We start from the raw sequence: 24,402 nt of genomic DNA on the forward strand, positions 1-24,402 counted from the left end.
AATAATTCCTTATCTTTAATTCTGTTTTTACAATGTGGTTAGCTTTTTGATGAAAGTACTAGTAATGCTTGGCCTGCTTGTACCTGCTGACCTACTTCTACTAATACGCGACTAACGGTTGCTGATTCTGGAGAAGTGATCGCTATTTCCATTTTCATCGATTCTAAAATAATTAAACTGTCGCCTTCTGAAACACTTTTACCTTCTTCCGTTTCAACCAACCAAACACTACCCGCAGCTGTTGACTCAATAATAAACTCACCTTCAGATAAGCTTATTTCTGATGAGTCTTCAGGCATTTCAGATAGCGGTTGTGGATCTAATTGTCCTGCGGCTTTCCAGTTTTGTAATTCTTGTTCAAAAGCTCGTTCGCGCTGTTCTACAAATTTATCAATAGAGCGTTGTTGTTTGCTCCATTCTTTAGCTAGCTCAGGCATTGAAATCGTTGTTTCTTCAATTTTTGGTGCCCATTTACCAATAGGGAAGTCAGCACGAATACTGTTTAGTTCGTCATGAGATACTGGGTAAAATCTGATTTGATCGAAAAAGCGTAGTAACCATGGGTTTTCAAAAACATCGGTTTTACGGTAGCGATTCCACATTTGTGCGGTACGACCAACAAACTGATAACCGCCAGGGCCTTCCATACCATAAACACACATATAAGCGCCGCCAATACCTACTGAGTTTTCAGCAGTCCATGTGCGCGCAGGATTATATTTTGTTGTAACTAAGCGATGACAAGGATCTAGTGGCGTTGCTACAGGAGCACCTAAATAGACATCGCCTAAACCTAATACTAAGTAGCTTGCATCAAAAACAATATTGCGTACTTCTTCAATATCAGTCAGGCCATTGATACGACGAATAAAGTCGATGTTAGAAGGGCACCAAGGTGCATCTTTACGTACAGATTGAATATATTTATCAATCGCCAGTTGGCAAGCTTCGTCGTCCCAACTTAACGGTAAATGCACAATACGAGAAGCAAAACTTAATTGGCTTGTATCACCTAAAGCAATATCGAGTTTTTTCAGTTTTTCAATAAGAGGCTGAACACTAATAACGTGGTTATTATAATGTACTTGTAGTGAGCGTATGCCCGGCGTTAACTCTAGTACGCCATTAATGTTTTCAGCTTGAACGCTAGTTAATAAAGCTTGTACTCTTGCTCTTAACGCTAAATCAAGTACTAGCTCGCCGTACTCTACTAATAAGAACTTATCGCCTGCTTGACGAAATACGATGTCAGGCTCGCCGTCACTGGTTACTAACGTATCAATAATTGGCGATGCATCAGCTAAGTTAATTTCAGCTTGTTGATTTTCAATGTTTTGTGGTGCTAATTCTTGTAGTTGCTTACATTGAGCCAGCTCAATTTGTTGAGCTGAATGAACATCAACAACCTCAAACGATATTGAGTCGCCTGCTTTTAATTGCCCTAATTTCCATAAATCAGCACTTATCACGGTAAATGGACATACAAACCCGCCTAAACTTGGCCCGTCTGGACCTAAAATTACAGGCATATCTCCTGTAAAATCTACAGAACCAAATGCGTAAGCATTGTCGTGTATATTTGACGGATGTAAACCCGCTTCACCACCACTTGCTCTTGCCCATTCTGGCGTCGGGCCAATTAAACGAATGCCTGTGCGGCTTGAATTATAATGAACTTCCCATTGGTGTTTACTTATTGTGTCTATGTCATTTGGCGTAAAAAAGTCTGGTGACCCATGAGGGCCATACATAACGCGTAAAGACCAGTTATTGCTAATGTTTGCACTGAGTTTTGTTAAGGTTTCAAGAGGAACAACATTTGGAGTTGTTTCATTTACTGGTAATAAGTTAAGGAAATCGCCTGTACGTAATGCGCGTCCACAATGACCACCAAATTGACCTAAGGTAAACGTACTTTTACTGCCTAAGTATTCAGGACATTGCACTCCACCACTTATTGCTAAATAAGTACGTGCGCCCGTGTCTTTTACTGAACCTATTTTTAACGTTTGGCCTGCTGCAATATCAATAATTTGGTTGATGTTATAAGGTTTGTTATCAACCAATATATCAATATCGGCACCACATAAAACTACACGGCTTGCTTGGTAAAATGTTAATGATGGGCCTTGTATGGTTATTTCTAAACCTGCTGCACTTTCATCGTTACCTAATAAGCGATTAGCTAAACAAAAAGAGTAGAAGTCGAAAGGGCCTGATGGTGGAACGCCTATATCCCAAAAGCCTGTGCGAGCAGGATAGTCTTGTATGGTGGTCATTGTTCCTGGTTTTATTACTTCGAAACCATTGAAAGAGGCTTTAATGCTGTCGAGTGTACGCGTAAATATTTTGCCATTAACAAAAGCATCAGAGGTGAGTATTTCCCTTACGTAACCTATGTTAGTTGCAATACCATACAGCTCACTGTTTGATAAGTTGTCGTTTAATAATGCAATAGCTTCTGTTCTGTTTTCTGCTTTTACAATAACTTTAGCTAACATAGGATCAAAAAATGGTGAAACCTCTATACCTGCTTCAATCCAGTGGTCAATACGTACCGTTTTTTCGTTAGTTGCTATTTGTTCTGGCCAGTTAACTTGGGTTAATAAACCTGAAGATGGTTGAAAGTTTTTTGCTGGATTTTCAGCGTAAACTCTCGCCTGTATCGCATGACCTTTACTGGTTAAGTTATCAATACTTGATAAGTCTGTAGCATGCTCTGAAGCAAAATCATCAAATGCTATTTTTAACATCCATTCAACAAGGTCAACATCAAAACAAAGCTCGGTTATACCGTGCTCTACTTGTAAACGGGTGTTAACTTCTAAAAAGTAAAACTGTTGAGATGTTTCATCAAAAATATATTCTACTGTACCTGCATTTAAGTAGTTAATTGACGCCATAAGTTGTTTTGCTGTGGCATACATTTGCTGGCGTATTTCGTCAGATAAATTAGGGGCTGGCGTTTCTTCAATAACTTTTTGGTTACGTCGTTGGCTTGAACAATCTCGTTCACCTAATGTAACCACGCTGCCGTCGCCATTCGCAATAACTTGCACTTCGATATGTCGGGCTTTCTCAACAAATTTTTCTAAAAATACACCGTCGTTTGAAAAGTTTTGTGCGCCTAAGTACTTAACATTTGTAAAGGCTTTTTCTAATTGACTTTGGCTGTCGCATCGCTGCATACCTATACCACCGCCACCGGCAGTGCTTTTTAGCATAACGGGATATCCCACTTGCTCAGCGAAGGTTACTACTTCTTCAATATTTGCTAATAAACCACTGCCGGGTACTAAAGGTACACCTGCGGCTTCGGCAAGATCACGTGCTTGGTGTTTTAAGCCAAAGCTGATCATTTGTTCGGGTCTTGGGCCTATAAAGGCAATATTTTCTTTGGTGAGTTTTTCACAAAAATCAGCATTTTCGCTTAAAAATCCATAACCGGGATGGATAGCGTCAGCATTGACTTGCTTCGCTATAGATATAATTTTATTTTGGTCTAGATAGGTTTGCGTTGCTGCACCATCACCTAAACTGAAGGCTTGGTCTGCTTGGCGGACATGAAGAGATTCGCGGTCGGCTTCTGAATAAATAGCAACACTTTTTATACCTAACTTTTTTAACGTGGAAATAATACGACAGGCAATGGCGCCACGGTTAGCAATTAATACTGTCTTAAACATAATAATAAACTCATAAAGTGTGGGTCGTCCCACGATTATTATTGGTAAATAGGTCGTCCTACTTATCAATCTGCTTTATATGTTTTAACGAACTAAGCAGATATATTGTGATGTTAATTTGAGAGGGGATATATTCCGTCTCGGTTGCTTAATCCCAAATGAGTATTTCAACAGGCGTTGGGTTGTAAGCATTACATGGGTTATTTAATTGTGGGCAATTGGAAATTAAAACGATGGTGTCCATCAAGGCTTCCAGTTCTACATATTTGCCTGCGCCGCTAATGCCATCGGCAAACGATAATTTACCTTCAGCAGTAATAGGCACGTTCATAAAAAAATTGATATTGTGGGTAATATCACTTTTGTTAAGGCCTAGCTCTTCGTTTTCAGCAATGGCTAATAACCAACTGTCTCTACAGGCATGCATACATTTTTTTTCTAAAGCATAGCGAACTGTATTACTTTCGGTTGCACATGCGCCACCAAGGGTGTCATGTCGACCACAGGTATCTGCAACTATTTTTAATAGCGGGTTACAGTCGTTGGTCATTAGCACGGTGCCAGCCGTTAAGTACACATTGCCTTGTTCTCTTATTGTATCGATAGCGCTATAGCGTTCACTTGTGTCGTTTGCATTGAAAAATAAAGTATCTGCAGCTTGATTACCTTCAAGATCTAAAATACGTAAGGTTTGGCCTTTTTTTACTACTTTAAGGTAGTAATCACCGGCATCAATAATATCTCTAATATTGGCTTTTTCTGGTTGGAAGTTACTTTCTAATATCATGTTTTTCTCCTATAACCCCAAGTGATATAAACGATTGTTTTCAAAACCACGTAGGTTTTCGGCGCAAGCGTTTTTACATAGATCATCTTCAGCGATAGGCTCAGATTGTAATATTTGATATTCAACGGGTTTGAAAGGGTATTCTGTCGCTGGGTTTAATGGGTGAGGGCAAGTGTGTAATAACACTATGGTGTCCATCTCAAAGCGTAATTCGATATATTTTCCTGCACTTTCTTGTGGTGTTTGAAAGCTTAAATCACCTTTATCATTTGGCATAATACAACTAAACAGGTTTAAATTTGCTGCGAGATCTTTTTTGCCTAAGCCATACTTAGCGGCTTCAATTAAAAAAGCATCGTTACCATTTTGTAGCCAGTTGTTACTGTCTTTTTGATAGCTTTTATCACGCCATTTTGTTTTGACCATATTGCGATTACTGTTGCCACATACGGTGTCATGCCATCCTGCGCTGTCGTCAACAATTGAGCAAAAAATACGGCCCATGTCTGAATATAAGCAATGTCCTTTAGTTAACTTAAAGGTATGTTGGCATTTTAATGTATCAGGAGCGTTATATCGTTCGAGCAAGTTTTCAGGGTTATAAAATAGCATTCCTATATTTGCGCCACCTTCTACATCGATTAAACGTAAGCTAGTGCCTCGTCTTATGCGCATCGACCAGTGTTTTCCGCCCGGGAGGGTATCTTGATATAGCATTTTATTTTTCATTGTTGTGTCTCATTTTTTCTATAATGTTTTGAGCGTTTAATTGCTCATTATTATTTGATAGGGGGAGGTCAAACGTTACTTGTGCACCATAGGCATTGGGTGCTTGAGGATCATGTCTAACTTTGTCGAACACCCATAATCTAGAGCCCAGAGCAAAACCTTCTTTAATATCGTGAGTTACCATAAATATAGTTAGGTTGTTTTTTCTCCAAACATCGCGGATAAGTTCATGCATATCGCCACGTATACCGGGATCTAAAGCACCAAAGGGTTCATCAAGTAATAAAACTTTAGGTGATTTCATTAACGCCTGTGCGATAGCTAAACGTTGTTGCATACCACCTGATAACTCGTGTGGATATTTTTTTAGCGCAGGGGTTAATCCAACCGCTTCAATAAAAGTTAGGGCTTTTTCTTGTATCTGTTTATGCGCTTTCCCAAAGGTCCAACACATTACTTTTGCTGTTGAAAATTCATCGGCGATCATGACATTTTGCAAAACGGTTAAATGTGGAAAAACAGAATACTTTTGAAAAACAATACCGCGATCAGCATTTGGTTCATCTTCTAAAGGATTACCATCAAGGGTAATAGTGCCTTTAGTGGCTTTTTCTCGACCTAATAACATGTTTAAAAAAGTTGATTTACCACAGCCTGAAGCACCTACCATTGAAACAAATTCACCTTGCTCAACGTTAAGATTCAATCGCTCTAGTACTAAATTGTCACCGTAGGATTTCCAGACATTTTTTATTGTTATAAAACTCATCATGAGATCCTTATGTTTTATTTTCGATTGAGTGATACCAAGGAAAAGCTTTTTCAGAGATTTTTCTTAGTAAAAAATCCATAATAAAAGCGAGTAGAGTTATCCAAATTACGTAAGGAAAAATTACATCCATTGATAAGTAGCGACGTACTAAGAATATTCGATACCCTAAGCCTTCTTGTGCTGCTATGGCCTCTGCAGCAATTAAAAATAACCACGCTGCACCTAAAGACAAACGCATAGAGGCTAATAAGCTCGGTAATATTTGAGGTAGTACAACGCGAATACTAACGCTCCATGTTGTAGCACCTAGTGTTTGGGCTTTAATGAGTTGTTCTGCAGGTAGCTGTAAAACACGTGATTGCATATCGCGCATAATTACAGGAGCTGAACCTATAAATATCAACATGATTTTTGCTAATTCACCTAAGCCAAAACTTATAAATAAAATAGGTAATATGGCCATAGGCGGAATGAGTGATATAACCGTAATGAGGGGAGATAAACCTGATCGAGCTAAAGGGATAAGCCCTGTTAACAACCCCATTATTAAGCCTGAAAGTGCGCTAATTGATATGCCAATTAAAATACGATACAAGCTGGCTGAGGTGTCTTGCCAAAACAAATACTCACCGGTACGTTTGTTTTCGGTAAAAGCTAAACGATCAACGGCACTATAAATTTGAGTAAAACTAGGTAGCAGTTTATCGTTTGGATTTTCAGCTAATCGGATATTGGACGCATTCCAATAAACAAAAAGGATGATGATAAACGGCAATAAGCTTAAAAATATAGCTAAGGGTTTAGAAGGTTTATAATTCATTATTTTTTTCATAGGAAACCTGACGTTAATAAGTTGGGAGTAGTGGTAGCATGTTAACCATTCACTACTCTTTCTAATTTATTCGCTATTTAATAAACTAAATTACAACTTATTTTTTGCTGCCATTTCCATGAAAGTAGGGTCGAAGCGTAGTTGGATATTACTTTTGTTACCTACAACGCCTGCAGGGGTTTCAATACCAATGAAGTTAGCATCAGAAGCACCTTCACCAAGTAATCCGTGTGTAAATGAGAACTTAGCGATGTATTCCATTGTTTTAAGTAGCTGATTACTTTTTGTGAATGTAACGGCATCATCTGCGTTATAAAACATTTTTGTAGTAGATAATTGTGCTTTGTAGCCCGCTAAATCTGTACCTGAATCAGCACCTAGTTGCGCTAATATGGCGTCGTTATCTTTCATGTTTTGCATTATTTCGTACCAAGCACCTACTAAAGCTTTACCTAATTTAGGGTTTTCTTTTAAGGTTTTAGTATTCACTACCATTAAATCTATAATTTCACCGGGTATTTTTGATGAATCAAATACCTTGGTGCTTTTAGGTATAGACATAATTTCAGATAATAATGGATTCCATGTAACTACAGAGGTTACATCTTCTGTTGTATAAGCAGCAACCATATCGGCGTCAGCCGTATTGACAACTTTAACGTCGCGTTCAGTTAAGCCAATGCTTTCTAACCCGCGAGCTAATAAGTAGTGAGAAACGCTTAATTCAACTAAATTAACTTGTTGGCCTTTTATTTCAGATAATGTTTTTTTATCTTTTAATACAATACCGTCGTTACCATTTGAAAAGTCACCCACAACAAGTGCAGTGCTATCTACAAAACTTGCAGAAGGAATGGTTAAGGCGTCCATATTAGTCATAGTACAAGCATCGAATTCGCCTGCGGTATATTGGTTGATTGATTCTATATAATCATTTATTTGTACAATATCGATTTCGATGTCGTATTTGTCAGCCCATTTTTTGATAATGCCTGATGAGTCGCCATAGTCCCATGGCATCCATCCAACATAAATAGACCAACAAACAGAAAATTTGTCTTGAGCAAATACATTGCTAGAAGTAAGTAGGGTAAGTACGAGTAGTATATTTTTTAGTTTTTTCATGGGGCATCTCCATTAGTTACACAGAATTAAAATAGCAAGAGGCTTAATTAAACTACCTCCCGGGCTTTTATCCCTCCGTGTAACCCTTTTGCAGATGCAAAATATTCAATCAAGAATACAAGCTGGGTTGATAACTCTCGGACCAGACGTTTTTGCAAACCGGAACCCTAGTTATCTATTTAGATTTGAAGTCGAATCATTAACGCTATAATTATTACTGTAGTTTTAACGTTCGCCTCTCGCTTTTGATTAATGTAGAGAGTCTTTTGTGGAATGTATACTGCATTATTTACAGCTTAGTGATGCATTATTTGCATCGCTAAGCTGTGTGATATATCAGGAGAGGGTTTACTTTTAATCATTAGAATGAATAACCTAAAGCATTTAAAATAAAGTTATGTGGTTAATTTGGGGGTGTTTAATCGACTTCTAATGCATTGATCAATTGCTGGGCAAATTTAGCAGAAGCTACGGGCAGCGTTCTCCCTTTAAGCTGACCAACATAAACAAAACCTGGAGGTAAATCTTTTTCATTGATTTTTATCGCTGCCATTCCCATAAAGCTAAGGTCTTTTGGTAAACCTAGTTCAATCTGAAAAGTAATGTATTCGCCCAGCGAGGCTGTGTAGCGTAAAAATTCAAAACTGTCTGATTCTATTGCGGGTTCTAATTTATACAGTGCTTTATTGGCTTTTTTATCTAAAATTTGTCGTAAACCATATTCTTTAGTGGGAAGCGCTAAAGGATACTGAATGCAGTCACTTAATTTAATTTCTTTTTTGCCTGCTAGAGGATGGTTTTTAGAAACTAAAGCATAGGTTGGTTGTTTAGATACCGCGAGTATTTGAAAGTCTGTCATTAATTCAGGTTCAAAAACTACAGCGATATCAGCATTCATATTAATAAGTTCTTGCTCTGCTGATTTTCTGTCTCGTCTTTGAACATTAAATGTGACTTTTGGGTGTGAATTATGGTAGCTATCAATCTGTTGCGGTAAGAAAAAGGGAAGCAGGGCTTGACTACAAGCAATACTAATATGGCCTTTTCGTTCGCCTCTTAAATCAGATATTTGGCTTTTTACTTTTTCAATATCGCTGAGTTGTTCTCTTACATGATGTAGAAATACTTCGCCTGCTGCCGATAATTGAACTCCCTTAGGTAGGCGTTCAAAAATATTTACTCCAAGTTCATTTTCTAGTGCAAGCATTCTTCGGTTTAATGCTGTTGAGGTAATGGTGAGGGATTCAGCTGCTTTTCTAATAGAGCCAACCTCCGCTATTGTTTTAAAAAAAAAGTAATCTTGTAAATGACGCACATTATCTCCGCTGCATTTTTTGCACTAGTATGTTATTAAAATAACATTATATGTTAGCGGTCGTCATTGGTTAAATTGATATTAAGCAACATAGACAAATATTGGCTGGATTTAAGAGACGCATAAGTCATTATAAATAATAACTTATGCCGACAGTATTTTAGCTAGATTTTTGATACAAACGAATTAAGAAATCAGCTTGGCAAGAGAAGCTGTGTTTGCTCTTTAATTCTTCAATAACTTCAGTAGAGGCTTTAAACGCAAACGGAGTCATAGAAAGTAAGTTGATAATGTCATTCGAATTACTGAATTCCATTGTGTAATTTAACTTTTCTTCGTTGATTAAAGTTAAATTTTCAATGGGATCTTTTGCCGTATCATGTTCTTTAGCATCAATATAAATTAACGATTTTAATTCTATTAGGTGTTTTTCTGCTGGCGTTACTGTTAGCAAGTAACCTTCAGCTTTTAAAACACGCGTAAATTCGTTTTCTAAAATAGGTGCGTAAATCGAATTTATCCAACCTATCGAATTCTCAGCAAAAGGTAAGTGAGATAAAGTTCCTACGCTAAAGTGACAGTTTTTGTAGCGTTTGGCAGCAATTTTTACCGCCGATTTAGAAATATCGATACCGTAAACTTGGTTGTTATCAGTTTTGTATTGATGAGTATAAAAACCTTCTCCACAGCCAGCATCAAACACGGGCAGGGTGGTTGTTGCATATTGATGATACAAAGCCATTAACTTGTCGATTAACGGCTGGTAATAACCATTATCTAAAAAGGATCTACGTGCATTGACCATATCAGCATTATCGCCAGGCGATTTAGAGTGCTTATGTTGAACAGGTAACAGGTTTACGTAACCTTCTTTGGCTTCATCAAAACAATGATTATTACTGCATCGATAGGTTTTACCCGAAAGTAATAAAGTTTCATTACATAACGGGCAAAGGTAGTCAGCTGTGGGTTTGTTATTGGTCATGTTTATTTATAATTACTCGAACGTTGACCAAATAGGCGCATGATCAGATGGCTTTTCTATGCCACGTAATTCGTAGTCTATGTCTGATTCTACACAAGTTTTAGCAAATTCAGGCGTTGCTAATACAACATCTATACGTAAACCTCGGTTATCAGGGAAGCCCTTTGAGCGGTAATCAAACCACGAGTATCTTTCTTCACGTGTGGGGTGTAATTCTCTAAAAGTGTCTTTAAAACCCCAATCCATTAATGTTTTAAGCCATTCGCGTTCTTCTGGTTGGAAACTACATTTACCCGTTTGTAACCAGCGTTTTCTATTGGGTTCGCCAATACCTATATCTAGATCAGTTGGTGAAATATTAATATCACCCATCACTACAACGTTTTCGTCAGGCGTGTGATGATCATTTAGGTAAGTCATTAAGTCTTTATAAAATTGGCGTTTGTACGGGTATTTAGTTTCGTGCGAGATGTTGTCGCCTTGTGGGAAATAACCGTTTAACACAGTCACTTTCTCGCCTTTTTCATTAGTGGTAGTGACCATGATCATTCTTTTTTGCGCTTCTTCATCGTCAGTAGGAAAACCTTTTTGTACGCTATCTGCAGGTTTTTTACATAACATCGCAACGCCGTAATGGGCTTTTTGACCATGAAAATACACTGAATAACCCATAGCTTCAACATCGGCTAACGGAAAAGCTTCATCGTGAACTTTAATTTCTTGTAAACCGATAATGTCAGGTTGGTGCTTGTCGATAATAGCTTGTAATTGATGTAAACGTGCGCGAAGGCCATTGATATTAAAAGAGATGATTTTCATGATTTTTACCCATAGTTAACTTGGCGATAATGCTAACAGAACTGGTAAATTGATGTGACAATTAATTTGACTTTTTCTTACTTTTTAACAATTAAATAAAAATAATCAGGAATGAAAAAACCACTCATTGCTGTTGTTTACTTTACGCATTGAGTGGCTTTTAAAATTTTACTTTATTGTAAGGTATTTACACTCTAAGTGCTTTTTCTCCACGAGCAATACCGACACAGCCAGAACGAACCGATTCTATAATCTCAGTTTCGTTACCAATGGTTTCAATAAAGGCATTGATTTTATCTGCGTTACCCGTTAATTGAATCGTGTAAATTTGCTTACCTATATCAATAATTGAGCCTCTAAAAATATCAGTAATACGCTTAACTTCAGTGCGTGACTTATCATTCATGGCAAGCACTTTAATTAACACTAATTCACGTTCAACATGTTGACGATCGGTGAGATCAGTTACTTTTATTACATCAATAAGTTTATTTACTTGCTTAAGAATTTGCTCAAGAACTCTATCGTCGCCACGTGTTGCTATTGTGATACGCGATAGGGTGTTATCTTCAGTAGGCGCAACCGTTAAGCTTTCAATGTTAAAGGCACGTTGTGAAAATAGACCAACAATTCGTGATAATGAACCTGGTTCGTTTTCTAATAATATTGCTAGGATACGACGCATTATGCTTTAACTCCTTTTTTCAGCCACATGTCATCAACGGCACCGGTTTTAATTTGCATTGGGTAAACATGCTCATGTTCATCAACCAATACGTCTACAAATACTAATCTGTTTTTAATGGCGAAAGCTTCTTCAAGTTTTGAATCAAGTTCACTTAACTCGTTAATTTCGATACCCACGTGTCCGTAAGCTTCAGCTATTTTAATAAAGTCAGGTAACGACTCCATGTAAGATGAAGAATGTCGTCCACCATAAATCATATCTTGCCATTGTCTTACCATGCCTAAAGAGCGGTTATTTAGCGTAACGATAACTACAGGTAAGTTGTATTGCAGACAAGTTGAAAGCTCTTGAATGTTCATTTGAATAGAACCATCGCCGGTAATACAAATAACGTGTTTGTCTGGAAAAGCTAATTTAACGCCCATAGCTGCAGGTAAGCCAAAGCCCATGGTGCCTAAGCCGCCAGAGTTGATCCATTGGCGAGGTTTAGCAAATGGGTAATATTGTGCAGCAAACATTTGATGCTGGCCTACATCAGAACATACATAAGCTTCACCATTAGTAATTTTGTACATAGATTCAACCACGTGTTGTGGTTTAATTTTAGCACCAGCTTCTTCTAGTACGTAACTAAAGCTTTTTTCTGCACGCCATGCGTTTATTTGTGCCCACCAAGCTTTTAACGCTTCTTTGTTAGGTTTGTAATTGGTTTCTTTTAATTCATCAAGAAGTTGCTGAATAACAATATCAACTAAACCAACAATAGGAACATGAGCGTTTATTGTTTTAGAGATCGAAGTCGGGTCAATATCAACATGAATGATTTTTGCGTTAGGGCAGAATTTTTTAACATTGTTGGTCACGCGATCATCAAAGCGTGCACCTAACGCTAAAATAACATCAGCATTAGCCATAGCTTTGTTGGCTTCTAAACTGCCATGCATACCTAACATACCAATAAAGTTGTCGTGTGTGCCTGATAAGCCACCTAAGCCCATTAAGGTATTAGTGGTTGGGGCATCTAAGGTTTCAACTAGTTCAGTCAGCAGTTCTGAGGCGTTGGCAATTACAATACCACCACCTGAGTAAACCACTAATCTTTTTGCTTCAGAAATGAGTTTAGCGGCTTTTTTAATTTGTTTAGGATGGCCTGTAACTGTTGGATTGTAAGAGCGCATTTCAACGTTAATATTGATTGCAAACTTGCCTTTCTTTTCTGGTATTAATAAATCTTTTGGTAATTCAACAACAACTGGGCCAGGGCGTCCAGAGTTAGCGATATAAAAGGCTTTAGCAATAATATTTGGAATATCTTCTAATTTTCGGCAACTAAAACTGTGTTTAACAATAGGGCGAGAACAGCCAATAATATCAGTTTCTTGAAACGCATCATCACCAATTAGCGTTGTAGCAACTTGGCCTGCTAGAACCACCATTGGAATTGAGTCCATATAAGCAGTAGCAATACCTGTAACACAGTTTGTTGCGCCAGGCCCTGAAGTTGCTAATACTACGCCTACTTCACCTGTTGCTCGTGTGTAACCGTCTGCCATATGTGTTGCGGCTTGTTCGTGGCGTACTAAAATATGTTCGAAGTCGTCTTGCTGAAAGATAGCATCGTAAATATCTAATACTGAACCGCCGGGATAACCAAATACATATTTAACATCAAGTGCAGATAGTGCTTTAACTACCATTTCAGCACCCGTATATAGCTCTGTTGTCATATTGTTGCCCTTTGTGTGAATAGTGAATATTTAAATAATAAAAAACCCTCGGTCTGAGTAAGAGCGAGGGTTAATAATAGCGTTGTTTATTCTTTTATTTTTTACACTAAAAATCCTCGCGATGGTTTGACAACCATAACGACGTTGAGGACTGCATTGTGTAAATTAGTTAATAACATAAGATTAATTTTTCATTTTGGCGTTTATTATTTTAAACGCTGATGTTTTGAATAAACTGAGACTGTATTTTTAAAGGGTTTGTACTAAAGTGTCAATAGTTAATTAAGAATTTAAGTCATTCTTCCTTAATTTTATCGGTATACCGATTATATTTTATGAGTAAAGCCACTCAATAGAGGAAATAAATTGAATATTAGACTTATATTATCGGGTGTTGTGTCGTTTATATTTTATTTTAGTTGGGCATATTGGGCTAATAGCGGGGATGCGATCCCTAAAGCAACTACGCTTCAAACAGCTTTGGTACAAGGTTTATACAGCGGTTTTGTGACTTTATTCTTTACTTTTATATTAGAAAAGGTTGTTAATAAGTACCGAGCTAATTGCATCTCGCTGGCATTTGTAACACCTATTTTATGTTTGTTTCATTCTAAGTCTCCTCAGAATATAGCTATACGTGAAAGTTTTAATAATGCAATTGAGTTGTCAGCTTCATATTTTAAAGAGAAAAAGATTGCAGCTGCTTTATTTGCTCCTATTATTCCGATTGCTGTGCAATCAACTTTAGTTATTATGGTTAATGTTATTAATGAAACCCCCAACTTATTTTTAACGGTAGCACCGAGTATTTTATTTACCGCACTTTACGCTTATCTTTATATGTTTTCTCTTTTGAAAAAATAGATGGGTAATAAGCGTTTCTTAAACAAAGACGCTCACGTAAAAGGAGGGAGCTAAGGCATTATTTATTTTGAGTAGATAATTTGTCAACGGTCGCTGAGCAGGCTTGTAAGAACATATCCATAAAGTATTTAACTTCTGGCATATTTTGTTGTAGCTCTTCTATTTTTTTACCTAAACGTTCTTCTACGTGATCAAATTCATGGTTTTGATGGTTTAATTCATCAAGTGCTTTTATATAAGCTACTAGAATGTCTGCCGCTTTTACTATGCTTTTGTATTCTGCTTCAACGTTGTCTTGCACAATAAGATCGGAGAAAATATCTTGAAACTCTTCAGGTAAAGACGCTAAGCATTCCTGCTCAGCAAGGTATTCTATTTTTTTAAATTCACGTGCAATTTCAGGGTTAGCATACTTTGTTGGACTAACAATATCGCCGTAACGCGTTTCGCTTGCTTCGTGATATAGCGCAACCGTTGCAACTCTGTCTTCATTGACCTTGCCGTTAAATTTTTTGTTCTTAATAACGGCAAGTAAATGAGCCACAATAGCAACTTGGTGAGAGTGTTCAGCTACGTTTTCAGGTTTAACACAAAACATGAGTGCCCACCTTTTAATCAGGGGCATTCTAAACATCCACGCTAAAAACGTACTTTGCATATTTATTTCTTCTTTATAATTGATAGTAAGTACTAAAAAAGTTTTTTAGTTTTTCCATTGCTGGAATAAGTTCATCACTATTTGGGAGAAAAACTAATCTGAAGTAATTTTTTTCAGGAATATTAAAAGCACTACCATGTACTAAAAGAATTTTTTCTTGTTTAAGTAAGTCTAAGACCATTTTTTCATCATTTGTAATGTTGAACTTTTCAGCATCTACTTTAACAAATAAATATAAAGCACCCATTGCAGGGTTACACGACAAGCCATCAATATCATTAATAAGTTTGTGAGCTAAATTACGTTGTTTGATCAAGCGACCATCACCCGTTATTAATTCATTAATACTTTGATAGCCACCTAATGCTGTTTGAATAGCATGTTGGCAAGGAACGTTGGCGCAAAGTCTCATTGAAGATAAAATATTTAAACCTTCTAAATAATCTTCAGCGTGTAGTTTAGGTCCTGTAATTACCATCCAGCCAGCTCTAAATCCTGCAATACGATAATTTTTAGATAAGCCACCCATTGTTATAATGAGTACGTCTTGCGTTAAACTTGCGGTAGGAATATGTACTGCTTCGTCGTATAAAATTTTGTCGTAAATTTCATCACTAAATACAATTAGGCTATATTTTTTAGCTAAGGCTAAAATGTCTAACAGTACTTCTTTTGAATACACAGCACCCGTTGGGTTATTTGGGTTAATTAATACAATAGCTTTGGTATTCTTATTAATTTTACTTTCCATATCCGCAATATCTGGAAACCATTGGTTTTCTTCATCGCATTTATAATGGATAGGTTCACCACCAGAGAGTGCTACAGCAGCAGTCCATAAAGGGTAATCAGGTGCAGGAATAAGCACTTCATCACCATTGTTTAATAAGCCCTGCATTGACATAACAATAAGTTCACTGACACCATTGCCAATATAAATATCTTCAATGTTTACGTCTTTAATATTGTTTTGTTGAAAATACTGCATAACAGCAACACGTGCTGAATATATACCTTTTGAATCACTATAGCCTTGGGCTGTAGGTAGGTTACGAATTACATCTTTCAATATATCATCAGGGGCTTCAAAACCAAATGGGGCGGGATTTCCTATGTTCAATTTTAGGATCTTATGCCCTTCGTCTTCTAAACGACGGGCTTCTGCCGCTATTTGTCCACGTATTTCGTAACAAACATTTTTTAGCTTTGATGATTTATTGATTTTTTTCATTAATACGATTCTTCTCGATATTTGATGTTATAGGTAAGTGAAATACATAAGTCTTCTACTTCAACTACTAGGGTTAAATTATAGAACTTTGAACACGTCTATTAAGTGTCTAAATACAGGTTTTGTTATATTAAACGCTTATATTAGATAATCTTATTATTCAAGCCGTTTGTACAGTAAAATTTGGAATAGTTTAATAAAGAAGGGAACAGCACGTAAATTTTGTTTTACGGCTGAAAATTATAAAGAAAATGATAGGTAAAGCTAAATTATTTTATTGCTAAGGGCGCAGGCTTCAATTGCTTTGATGAGTTTTTCTTTATCATGATAATGCTTAACTTCGTTACTTTCTAAATCATGATAATAAACAGATACTTTATCTGAAGTAATACCTTTGTCTTGACAGATAACACTGTCAATGGGTAAACAGCCTAGATTTTCTACAATCCAATCAAGTTTTTCATCAAGGGTTAACTGAGCAGACGGACTTTTTTCGGCAACAATGTTTTCTATAAATACACAATGACCTTTACGGTCTCTTAATGCGTTTGATATATCTCTAACGAGTAGAGGAGGGATGATACTTGTTAAGAAGCTACCCGGCCCTAAAATTATCAGATCTGCATTTTTTATTGCTTCTATACATGCAGGTAAAGACTTTACTAATGGTGCCAACATAAGGTTTTTTGGCATCATAGGCATTTTATCAACTGATAACTCACCTACACGGCATCTGCCTTCGGGATAAAAAGCGATTAAATCTGTGGGGGTTTCAGACATAGGTAAAACAGGTGTTTTTACGCGAAGTAAACGTCTTACTAACTTTATTGAGTCAACTGGGCGTGACTGAATTTGCCCTAAACCATATAAAATTAAATTACCAAGGTTATGACCACCTAATTCATCTTCACCACTAAATCTAAAATCAAATAATTGGCTACCAATAGAATCTTCTTCTACTAATTGTGTTAAACAGTTGCGCAGGTCCCCCCATGCTATTGAGCTACTACGCTTCCTTAAACGTCCAGTAGAACCGCCATTGTCTGTTGTGGCTACTATCCCTGTTAGTTGATTACCTAAAAAAGAAAGTGTTGAAAGTACTCGACCTAAGCCGTGTCCTCCACCAATAGCGACAACATTCAGTTTATTTAGCGACATAGAATATTTCTATAAATAAGGTTACAAAAATGTTACCTGTTAATAGCTTAAAAAGAAAGTACAAATGAGTTTAGGGGAGGGGAATTAAAGATAAGTAGTATATATGTATCAAATAAAGGGCAATTACAATTAATATACCCAACTATACCCGTTACCACTCAGGATGCGTATTTCAGAGTGCTTGAGCGATATCAATTCAAGGCAATGCTTTGTAATAATGGTCGTTCCCTTATAAAAAGCATTGTTGATGAAGTGATTTTGCTCAAGCGCTTCTTCGATGGGTCTAAAAACAATTTATGTTTCGTTATTAACTCTAGTCAGGTTCCTACATGGATGTAGGGCATTAGGGTAACGCAGGAGCAGTTACCGAGAATAACCATGACGTAAACTTAATGCCTTGCATACATGGATGTATGTACTTAGATTTCGTCTGGAACATGAAACCTGTGCCTAAATTGTTTTTAGTTCCCACTGAAACCTGCATCTTGAATGATAACGGGTATATATTCAAAATTTAAGCAAGTTGTTGGTTAAGTAAACACTTAAGCCAAATACTCATTAAAAACCGCTTTTTTACTAAAAAAAGGGTTGACACTATCGGGGCTGCTGCTTAGAATGCGCCTCGCTTTCAACAAGTAACTAACGTTCTTGTTTGATAGGTAAAGTTATAAGGTATTAGGCCACTTTTTAATTTTACAGAAGCGGGGCTATAGCTCAGCTGGGAGAGCGCTTCGCTGGCAGCGAAGAGGTCTGCGGTTCGATCCCGCATAGCTCCACCAAGAATTAGTTGTTTAGTTAATTAATGATTTTTAACTAAATGACAAAATAAAAAAGTTAGTGTCTTATGAGTTTACTCATAGCACTGAAATAATAAAGTAAAGTTATTTACTTTATTACCAAGTTTTAGTGTCCCTATCGTCTAGAGGCCTAGGACACCGCCCTTTCACGGCGGTAACAGGGGTTCGAATCCCCTTAGGGATGCCAACTTTTTTAAAGAAATGAGTATGTGTTTTTGACACTCACTTTAAATGTGTAAGTATGTTTTGCAACTCACTAGGCTAGAGTTTCTTTACAAATGTATTTACGTTAAGCGTTTTTAGTTACTGTGTCCCTATCGTCTAGAGGCCTAGGACACCGCCCTTTCACGGCGGTAACAGGGGTTCGAATCCCCTTAGGGATGCCACTCATTTTTATAGTTACAATACAAGTTTAATGGTTATTTTAGACACAAGTATTTAAGAACTAATGTTGTTGTTTAGCTCACTAGGCTAGAGCTAATGTAAATAATAATATTGTTAAGTTGTTTTATATGTTTTTATTGTGTCCCTATCGTCTAGAGGCCTAGGACACCGCCCTTTCACGGCGGTAACAGGGGTTCGAATCCCCTTAGGGATGCCACCATTAAATTGATACAGGTTTTCTTGTATTTGTAGAGTAATAGATAGTAACTGCTTGCTTTAATTAGTATTAGTTAACAAGTTTTAGTGTCCCTATCGTCTAGAGGCCTAGGACACCGCCCTTTCACGGCGGTAACAGGGGTTCGAATCCCCTTAGGGATGCCACTTATTCTGCTTTGCATGTAAGTGTTAAAAGTGAAATAAACAAACCGACTTATGTCGGTTTTTTTATGCCTGAAATTTAAGAAACTAATTTATACCATTCCATCTTAAGTTTTTCCCACCTTAATCCAATCTCTACTACACATTTTCATGACCCGCTTTGCATCACTTACAAATGAGTTCCATGCATCAGAGCAAGCATCGAGGATGTCATCATAGCCTTGAAAGCACCTATTCGCTAAATGATGTTGGCGCAACCAACTCCAAACTTGCTCTATTGGATTCAACTCGGGTGAATACGGTGGTAACTTAATGATCGTTAAGTTGTTAAATTTATCAGCAAGGTAAACTTGGTGCCATGCAGCACCATCGACAACGATCACTGCATGTCGTCCTTCTTGAGTTTTTTGAGAAATTAAAGCCAAATGTTGTTCCATTACATCCATGTTCATTACTGGAGAAATCAGTGCCTCAGTTGCGCCTGTTGATGGGCAAACAGCACCAAAAAGGTAAGCGTATTCAAACTGTTATTGCCTAACGGCTCTCGGTCTTGTTCCTTTCTCTGCCCAGAGCCTTGTCGTTGTATTTTGCTGTCCAAAACGTGCTTCGTCTTGGAACCACACATCTATCTCTTTAAGCCTCACATTCCATGGGAGCGTGCGGATCATTTCACTTTCGAATTTTTTTAAAATCTTCTTGTACTTCATCAGACTGTTTTGGGTGTCGTGAGCGACTTGTTATCCAGCTAAATCCCATTGATTTTAATAACTTATAAATGGCGTTGGGATGATAATCAACATCAAAATTAGCGTTGATATATAGTCGGATACACTCACCCGTTAGTCGTCCACCCATATCGGATTGGCATTGAGCCTTTATATATTGACTCAATATTTCTTTATCTTGCTCTGTAAGATAGCTAGGTCGCCCCGTAGGTTTTTTACTCTCAAGACCAAGTAAACCTTCGCTGATGTAGTTCGCAACCCAATCATTAACAATTCTTCTACTTATATTAAGTGTTCTAGCAACTTCTGATCTATTCTTACCCGATTTAAAGTGTGAAACGGCTAGCAAGCGCAGCCTCATTCGATGATCTTTTACTTTGTTGGAGAGTATTTTTAATTCTTGTGAGCTATGAGTGTTCAATGTCATTTATTATGAGTAAATAAATGACATTAGATCATATAATTAGACTAATTGGTATAATAGCATGAAAGATATAAATATTTGAAAGAGAAGGGCATAAATCATAGTGTTATACCCGTTACCACTCAAGATGCAGGTTTCAGTGGGAACTAAAAACAATTTAGGCAAGGCATTAAATTTCAGTAATGGTTATTTCCTTACTAAAGTTAATAAGCCCCATAAATTGTTTTTAGACCCATCGAAGAAGCGCTTGAGCAAAATCACTTCTTCGTTAATGCTTTTTATAAGGGAACAACCATTATTACAAAGCACTGCCTTGAACTGATATCGCTCAAGTGCTCTGAAATAGCCTCTTGAGTGGTAACGGGTATATACCCTCGTTAACTCATTAATTGGATTGAAATAACTTTTTTAAATCTTCTTTTACGAGTTCTGCAATAAGTGGTTGGGCTTTGGCATTTGGATGAATACCATCATCTTGCATTAACCCCGGTTTTGTTATTACAGCTTCAACAAAGAAAGGAATTAGCTTAATTTCTTTTTCTTTAGCTACATTTTTAAATACATCTTCAAACATTTTTGTGTATCTAGGGCCATAATTGGGGGGGATTTTAATTGAAAAGAGCGATACAGGAATGTTTTTACTTTGAGCTATATCGATCATTTGTAACAAATTATTTTTTATAAGTTTAGGGGGAAAGCCTCTTAAACCATCATTTCCTCCAAGTTCTATGAGCAAATGGTCAACTTTATTTTTATTTAATATGCTCTCTAGACGAGATAGACCACCAGTTGTGGTTTCTCCACTAATGCTGGCATTGATTATTTTATAAGGCGCATTTTGTTGCTCTAATTGGGTATTTAGTAAATGTACCCAGCCTTCATTTTGTTGCATTCCATAACTTGCACTAACACTATCACCTAAAAGTAAAATAGAATCTTTAGCATATGTTTTTGTAACAGTTAGTAGGTAACATAAAAATACTAACGTAAAAATTGGATGTTTTTTCATGAAGATAAATTCCGAATCTATATTAAAAGTCAGTGGTTTAACTAAGTCAGTTCAGTTAGAAGGTAAAACATTGTCATTATTACAACCCGTTGATCTGCAAGTTAATGCAGGAGAAACCCTAGCAATTGTTGGATCTTCTGGATCAGGTAAAACGACTTTGTTATCCATTCTAGCAGGACTAGATTTACCTACCACGGGTGAAGTCTATATTAAAAACCAACCATTACACCAATTTAATGAAGAACAACGTAGCCAAGTACGAGCTGATCATGTTGGTTTTATTTTTCAGCAATTTTTATTAATTAACAGTTTAACAGCACTTGAAAATGTTATGTTACCTGCAGAACTTGCTAATATTGATAAAGCCAAAGAGAAAGGTGTTGAATTACTTGGGCAGGTTGGTTTGTCTGATCGATTAGATCATTTTCCATCTCAGCTTTCAGGTGGCGAACAGCAACGTGTAGCCATTGCCAGAGCCTTTATCTCTCAACCCGATATTTTATTTGCTGATGAACCTACAGGAAATTTAGATACACAAACAGGCAAGTATATTGCAGATTTACTTTTTGATTTAAATACTCGGCTGGGTACGACTTTAGTTCTTGTTACGCATGATCCAAAACTTGCTGCTCGATGTAACCGCCAAGTAAAAATGGATAGTGGTGTACTCAGTGAAGTTAACAAAACAACTGAAAATCCAATAAGCAGCGAAAGTGAAAATAATAAAACTAAGTCAGCAGAGGTTGAGTTAGGCGAGGGACAAGTATGTCCAAATTAACAAAAGCGACTTGGTTTAAACAATCTATAAGACTATTACATCACGAGTTACGTAAAGGTGAGCTAACTATTGTCTTTTTAGCCATAGTATTAGCTGTGGCTACGGTATTTTCTCTAACGGGCTTTTCTGATCAAGTTAAGCAAGCATTAACCACAAATAGCGTAAACACTTTAGCGGCTGACCGTGTATTAAAAACAAGTACCGTTATTACTGATGAGATTTTAGCTGAAACTAAACGTTATGGTTTTAATTTTGCTAAAAAAGTACAGTTGAAGTCTATGGTGTTTTCAACAGACAACATGTTGTTAACAGACCTAGATATTGTGACTAGTGATTATCCCTTAAGAGGGGATTTACTCGTATCAAAAACAAGTGATTTAAAAAACGCTATAGCGGTTAAATCTCCTGATGTTGGAGAAGTATGGGTAGATCAAGGTGTTTTAGGCCGAATGGAAATAGGCGTAGGTGATCAAGTTGATATAGGCGTTGCTTCATTTACCATCGCTGGCGTTATTGTCAATATACCAGATAGGTCGTTCGCCAGTGTATTTTCTAATCCCACCATCATAATGAATATTGATGATTTAGATAAAACTGAATTAATCCAACCGGGTAGTCGGGTATCTTATCGGTATTTATTTGCAGGTGATAATGACGATTTAATAGCGTTTGGTGAATGGATTAAACCTAAATTAAATGAAGCGCAAGATTGGATTGATGTTAAATCAAGCCAAAGTCGAATAGGGCGTACCTTAGACACCGCTGAGAAGTTTTTATCGTTAGCGAGTATGTTAGGTATTGTTTTAGCTGCAATTGCTGTAGCTGTTGCAAGTAGACGATACGGACAACGCCATAAACCTACTGTTGCCGTGTTTAAGGCACTAGGAGCAACAAATAAGCACATCCAAAAGGTTTACGTACTACATTGGTCACTATTAAGTGTTATCAGTATTTTAACGGGTTTAGTTGTAGGCTACGGTTTATTGCAATTAGGCGCTTATGGCATTGATAAATATTTATCGTTATCATCAAGTACGTTAACATTACGTCCTTTTACTATCGCTGTAGTTACGGGCTTAATTTGTGCCGTTGCTTTTGCTATTCACCCCATCTCTAAATTAATAGCAACATCACCTATTGCTGTTATTAAAGGCTTTGAAGAAAAATCATCAAGTAAACTTAATATTTATCAAGCGATTCCCTTAGTAGCCTTATTTTTATTACTTTATATTTTTAGTCGTGATTTAGTTATGAGTGCCTCTTTACTCTTTGGTGGCCTTGTAGTTTCTGTTGTTTTATTGTTTGTTGGTAAATTTTTAATGGGGCTAGGCAGAAAGGCTGGTACAAAAGCGGGTAAGTCACTTCATCTTGCTTTTGCTAATCTAAAAAGAAGAGCTAATGAAAACAGTGTTCAGTTAGTCAGTTTTACTTTAGCGATTAAATTATTGTTACTTATTACGGTAATGAAAAGCTCTATTTTCTCTGAATGGCAACAACAAATGCCTGAAGGTACGCCAAATCATTACTTAATTAATATAACTAATGACGAAGTTCCAAAAATAGCTAAGTTTGCTGAAGAAAATGACATTGTCACTGAAGGTTTTTTCCAAGTGTTTAGAGGCCGTTTATCAGCCATTAATGGTGAAGCTACCGTTAAAGTAGATGAAAAGTCTGATAACGACGATGAACAAGAAACTCAAGGTCGTAGAGGTATAGGTAGAGAATTAAGCTTAACTTGGCAAGAAGAACTGGCACCACTAACTGAAGTTGTTCAAGGGAAATGGTGGGACGTAGGTGACACGACACAGCAAGTTTCTGTTGAAGCAGATATAGCAGAAAGGTTAGATATTAAACTTGGCGATCAGCTTACCTTTACTATTGGTTCTGACGAATTTACCGTGCCTGTAACCAGCATACGTGATGTTAACTGGCAAAGTAGGCAACTTAATTTTTATATGATATTTAATAAGTCGACTTTTAGTGAAATAGACAGCACGTCGATTTCGGCTTGGCGAGTGGCTGAAGAAATTAAACCGTTAATGTTCGACTTTTTGTCTCAGTACCCTAGTATTTCAATTATTGATATTGATGCCATTATGAAGCAATTAACCAACATGATTGATCAAATGTCGATAGCGATAGAGCTTATTTTAGTACTTGTTGTACTTGCTGGTAGTTTAGTGCTTGTTGCTCAGGTACAGGCTAGCATGGAAGAGCGAGAACGTGAACTTGCTATATTAAGAACATTAGGTGCTAAAGGCTCGTTATTACGCAACAGTGTTTTATTTGAATTTGTTGCTTTAGGCGCTATTGCGGGTTTAATGGCGAGTATTGCCATGGAAATAGCCGTATTCTTTTTACAAACTCAAGTATTTGATATGGATTTCAACCTTCATTTAGAGTTTTGGCTTATTGGTATTACTGCTGGTGCTGCTTTTGTTGGCGTTATTGGTATGCTAAGTTGTTGGCGCTTATTAAGTTTATCGAGTGTTACCTTAATACGCCGTACAATGTAATCGTTATTTATAGCA

18 protein-coding genes, 5 tRNA genes, 1 pseudogene and 1 riboswitch are annotated in these 24,402 nt (G+C 37.0%); of the genes and pseudogenes, 8 read left to right on the forward strand and 16 right to left on the reverse strand.

The annotated features are described in order from the left end of the window. Positions 1-38: 38 nt before the first annotated feature. The 11 genes from uca to AC0L5Q_RS00920 form a co-directional block, all read right to left on the reverse strand. A complete protein-coding gene (gene uca / locus AC0L5Q_RS00870) occupies positions 39-3,686 on the reverse strand; it encodes an urea carboxylase (RefSeq protein WP_473613644.1) in 3,648 nt (1,215 codons plus the stop codon). Between the two features lie 148 nt (positions 3,687-3,834). Next, on the reverse strand, positions 3,835-4,473 hold the full coding sequence (locus tag AC0L5Q_RS00875) for an urea amidolyase associated protein UAAP2 (RefSeq protein ID WP_473613646.1): 639 nt from the start codon (positions 4,471-4,473) through the stop codon (positions 3,835-3,837). A 9-nt stretch (positions 4,474-4,482) separates the two neighbouring features. Continuing rightward, a complete protein-coding gene (locus tag AC0L5Q_RS00880; RefSeq protein ID WP_473613647.1) occupies positions 4,483-5,202 on the reverse strand; it encodes an urea amidolyase associated protein UAAP1 in 720 nt (239 codons plus the stop codon). Beyond that, complete coding sequence (locus AC0L5Q_RS00885) at positions 5,192-5,974, reverse strand: ABC transporter ATP-binding protein (protein ID WP_473613648.1); 783 nt, start codon at positions 5,972-5,974, stop codon at positions 5,192-5,194. The genes AC0L5Q_RS00880 and AC0L5Q_RS00885 overlap by 11 nt, the downstream gene beginning before the upstream one ends. A 7-nt stretch (positions 5,975-5,981) precedes the next feature. Beyond that, the gene (locus AC0L5Q_RS00890) at positions 5,982-6,806 is read right to left on the reverse strand and encodes an ABC transporter permease (protein WP_473613650.1); all 825 of its coding nucleotides are present in this window, start codon (positions 6,804-6,806) and stop codon (positions 5,982-5,984) included. Positions 6,807-6,896: 90 nt separating this feature from the next. Then, positions 6,897-7,931, reverse strand: a complete 1,035-nt coding sequence (locus AC0L5Q_RS00895; protein ID WP_473613652.1) for a putative urea ABC transporter substrate-binding protein — start codon at positions 7,929-7,931, stop codon at positions 6,897-6,899. A gap of 54 nt (positions 7,932-7,985) precedes the next feature. Then, positions 7,986-8,113, reverse strand: a riboswitch (guanidine-I (ykkC/yxkD leader). A 236-nt stretch (positions 8,114-8,349) separates the two neighbouring features. Then, on the reverse strand, positions 8,350-9,246 hold the full coding sequence (locus tag AC0L5Q_RS00900) for a LysR family transcriptional regulator (RefSeq protein ID WP_473613653.1): 897 nt from the start codon (positions 9,244-9,246) through the stop codon (positions 8,350-8,352). 160 nt (positions 9,247-9,406) lie between these two features. After that, positions 9,407-10,231, reverse strand: coding sequence for a 23S rRNA (guanine(745)-N(1))-methyltransferase (gene rlmA / locus AC0L5Q_RS00905; protein WP_473613654.1), 825 nt, complete (start codon positions 10,229-10,231; stop codon positions 9,407-9,409). Positions 10,232-10,243: 12 nt separating this feature from the next. Further along, positions 10,244-11,050 carry an exodeoxyribonuclease III gene (gene xthA / locus AC0L5Q_RS00910; RefSeq protein WP_473613656.1) on the reverse strand — a complete coding sequence of 269 codons (807 nt, stop codon included), beginning with the start codon at positions 11,048-11,050 and terminating at the stop codon, positions 10,244-10,246. 187 nt (positions 11,051-11,237) lie between these two features. Further along, positions 11,238-11,735, reverse strand: coding sequence for an acetolactate synthase small subunit (gene ilvN, locus AC0L5Q_RS00915; protein WP_076417977.1), 498 nt, complete (start codon positions 11,733-11,735; stop codon positions 11,238-11,240). After that, positions 11,735-13,465, reverse strand: coding sequence for an acetolactate synthase 3 large subunit (locus AC0L5Q_RS00920; protein ID WP_473613658.1), 1,731 nt, complete (start codon positions 13,463-13,465; stop codon positions 11,735-11,737). The genes ilvN and AC0L5Q_RS00920 overlap by 1 nt, the downstream gene beginning before the upstream one ends. 366 nt (positions 13,466-13,831) lie before the next feature. Here AC0L5Q_RS00920 and AC0L5Q_RS00925 point away from each other — a divergent pair, with 366 nt between their 5' ends. After that, positions 13,832-14,329, forward strand: coding sequence for a hypothetical protein (locus AC0L5Q_RS00925; protein WP_473613660.1), 498 nt, complete (start codon positions 13,832-13,834; stop codon positions 14,327-14,329). Between the two features lie 58 nt (positions 14,330-14,387). Here the strand turns inward: AC0L5Q_RS00925 and yfbR are convergent, their stop codons facing one another. The 3 genes from yfbR to AC0L5Q_RS00940 form a co-directional block, all read right to left on the reverse strand. Continuing rightward, the gene (gene yfbR / locus AC0L5Q_RS00930) at positions 14,388-14,987 is read right to left on the reverse strand and encodes a 5'-deoxynucleotidase (protein WP_473613663.1); all 600 of its coding nucleotides are present in this window, start codon (positions 14,985-14,987) and stop codon (positions 14,388-14,390) included. A gap of 13 nt (positions 14,988-15,000) precedes the next feature. Further along, the gene (locus tag AC0L5Q_RS00935; RefSeq protein WP_473613664.1) at positions 15,001-16,218 is read right to left on the reverse strand and encodes a pyridoxal phosphate-dependent aminotransferase; all 1,218 of its coding nucleotides are present in this window, start codon (positions 16,216-16,218) and stop codon (positions 15,001-15,003) included. A gap of 264 nt (positions 16,219-16,482) precedes the next feature. Then, entirely contained in the window at positions 16,483-17,376 is an 894-nt protein-coding gene (locus AC0L5Q_RS00940; protein WP_473613666.1) for a gluconeogenesis factor YvcK family protein, read from the reverse strand. A 703-nt stretch (positions 17,377-18,079) separates the two neighbouring features. On the opposite strand from AC0L5Q_RS00940, the gene AC0L5Q_RS00945 reads away from it, so the two are divergent. The 5 genes from AC0L5Q_RS00945 (at position 18,080) to AC0L5Q_RS00965 (ending at position 18,938) form a co-directional block, all read left to right on the forward strand. Then, positions 18,080-18,155, forward strand: a tRNA-Ala gene (locus AC0L5Q_RS00945). 129 nt (positions 18,156-18,284) lie between these two features. Continuing rightward, positions 18,285-18,360, forward strand: a tRNA-Glu gene (locus AC0L5Q_RS00950). A gap of 123 nt (positions 18,361-18,483) precedes the next feature. Then, a tRNA-Glu gene (locus AC0L5Q_RS00955) sits at positions 18,484-18,559 on the forward strand. Between the two features lie 139 nt (positions 18,560-18,698). Continuing rightward, positions 18,699-18,774 (forward strand) — tRNA-Glu (locus AC0L5Q_RS00960). An 88-nt stretch (positions 18,775-18,862) separates the two neighbouring features. Next, positions 18,863-18,938, forward strand: a tRNA-Glu gene (locus AC0L5Q_RS00965). Between the two features lie 104 nt (positions 18,939-19,042). Here AC0L5Q_RS00965 and AC0L5Q_RS00970 read toward each other — a convergent pair. Together AC0L5Q_RS00970 and AC0L5Q_RS00975 are read right to left on the reverse strand one after the other, a co-directional pair. Then, positions 19,043-20,087 (reverse strand): annotated as a pseudogene (locus AC0L5Q_RS00970) (IS630 family transposase). A gap of 382 nt (positions 20,088-20,469) precedes the next feature. Then, on the reverse strand, positions 20,470-21,093 hold the full coding sequence (locus AC0L5Q_RS00975) for an arylesterase (protein WP_473613667.1): 624 nt from the start codon (positions 21,091-21,093) through the stop codon (positions 20,470-20,472). On the opposite strand from AC0L5Q_RS00975, the gene AC0L5Q_RS00980 reads away from it, so the two are divergent. Continuing rightward, positions 21,092-21,871: an ABC transporter ATP-binding protein gene (locus AC0L5Q_RS00980; RefSeq protein ID WP_473613668.1), complete on the forward strand. Its 780-nt coding sequence runs from the start codon at positions 21,092-21,094 to the stop codon at positions 21,869-21,871. The genes AC0L5Q_RS00975 and AC0L5Q_RS00980 overlap by 2 nt on opposite strands. Further along, on the forward strand, positions 21,859-24,387 hold the full coding sequence (locus tag AC0L5Q_RS00985; protein ID WP_473613671.1) for an ABC transporter permease: 2,529 nt from the start codon (positions 21,859-21,861) through the stop codon (positions 24,385-24,387). The genes AC0L5Q_RS00980 and AC0L5Q_RS00985 overlap by 13 nt, the downstream gene beginning before the upstream one ends. The last annotated feature ends 15 nt before the right edge of the window (positions 24,388-24,402 follow it).

It is taken from the genome of Pseudocolwellia sp. G5-9 (assembly GCF_055808995.1).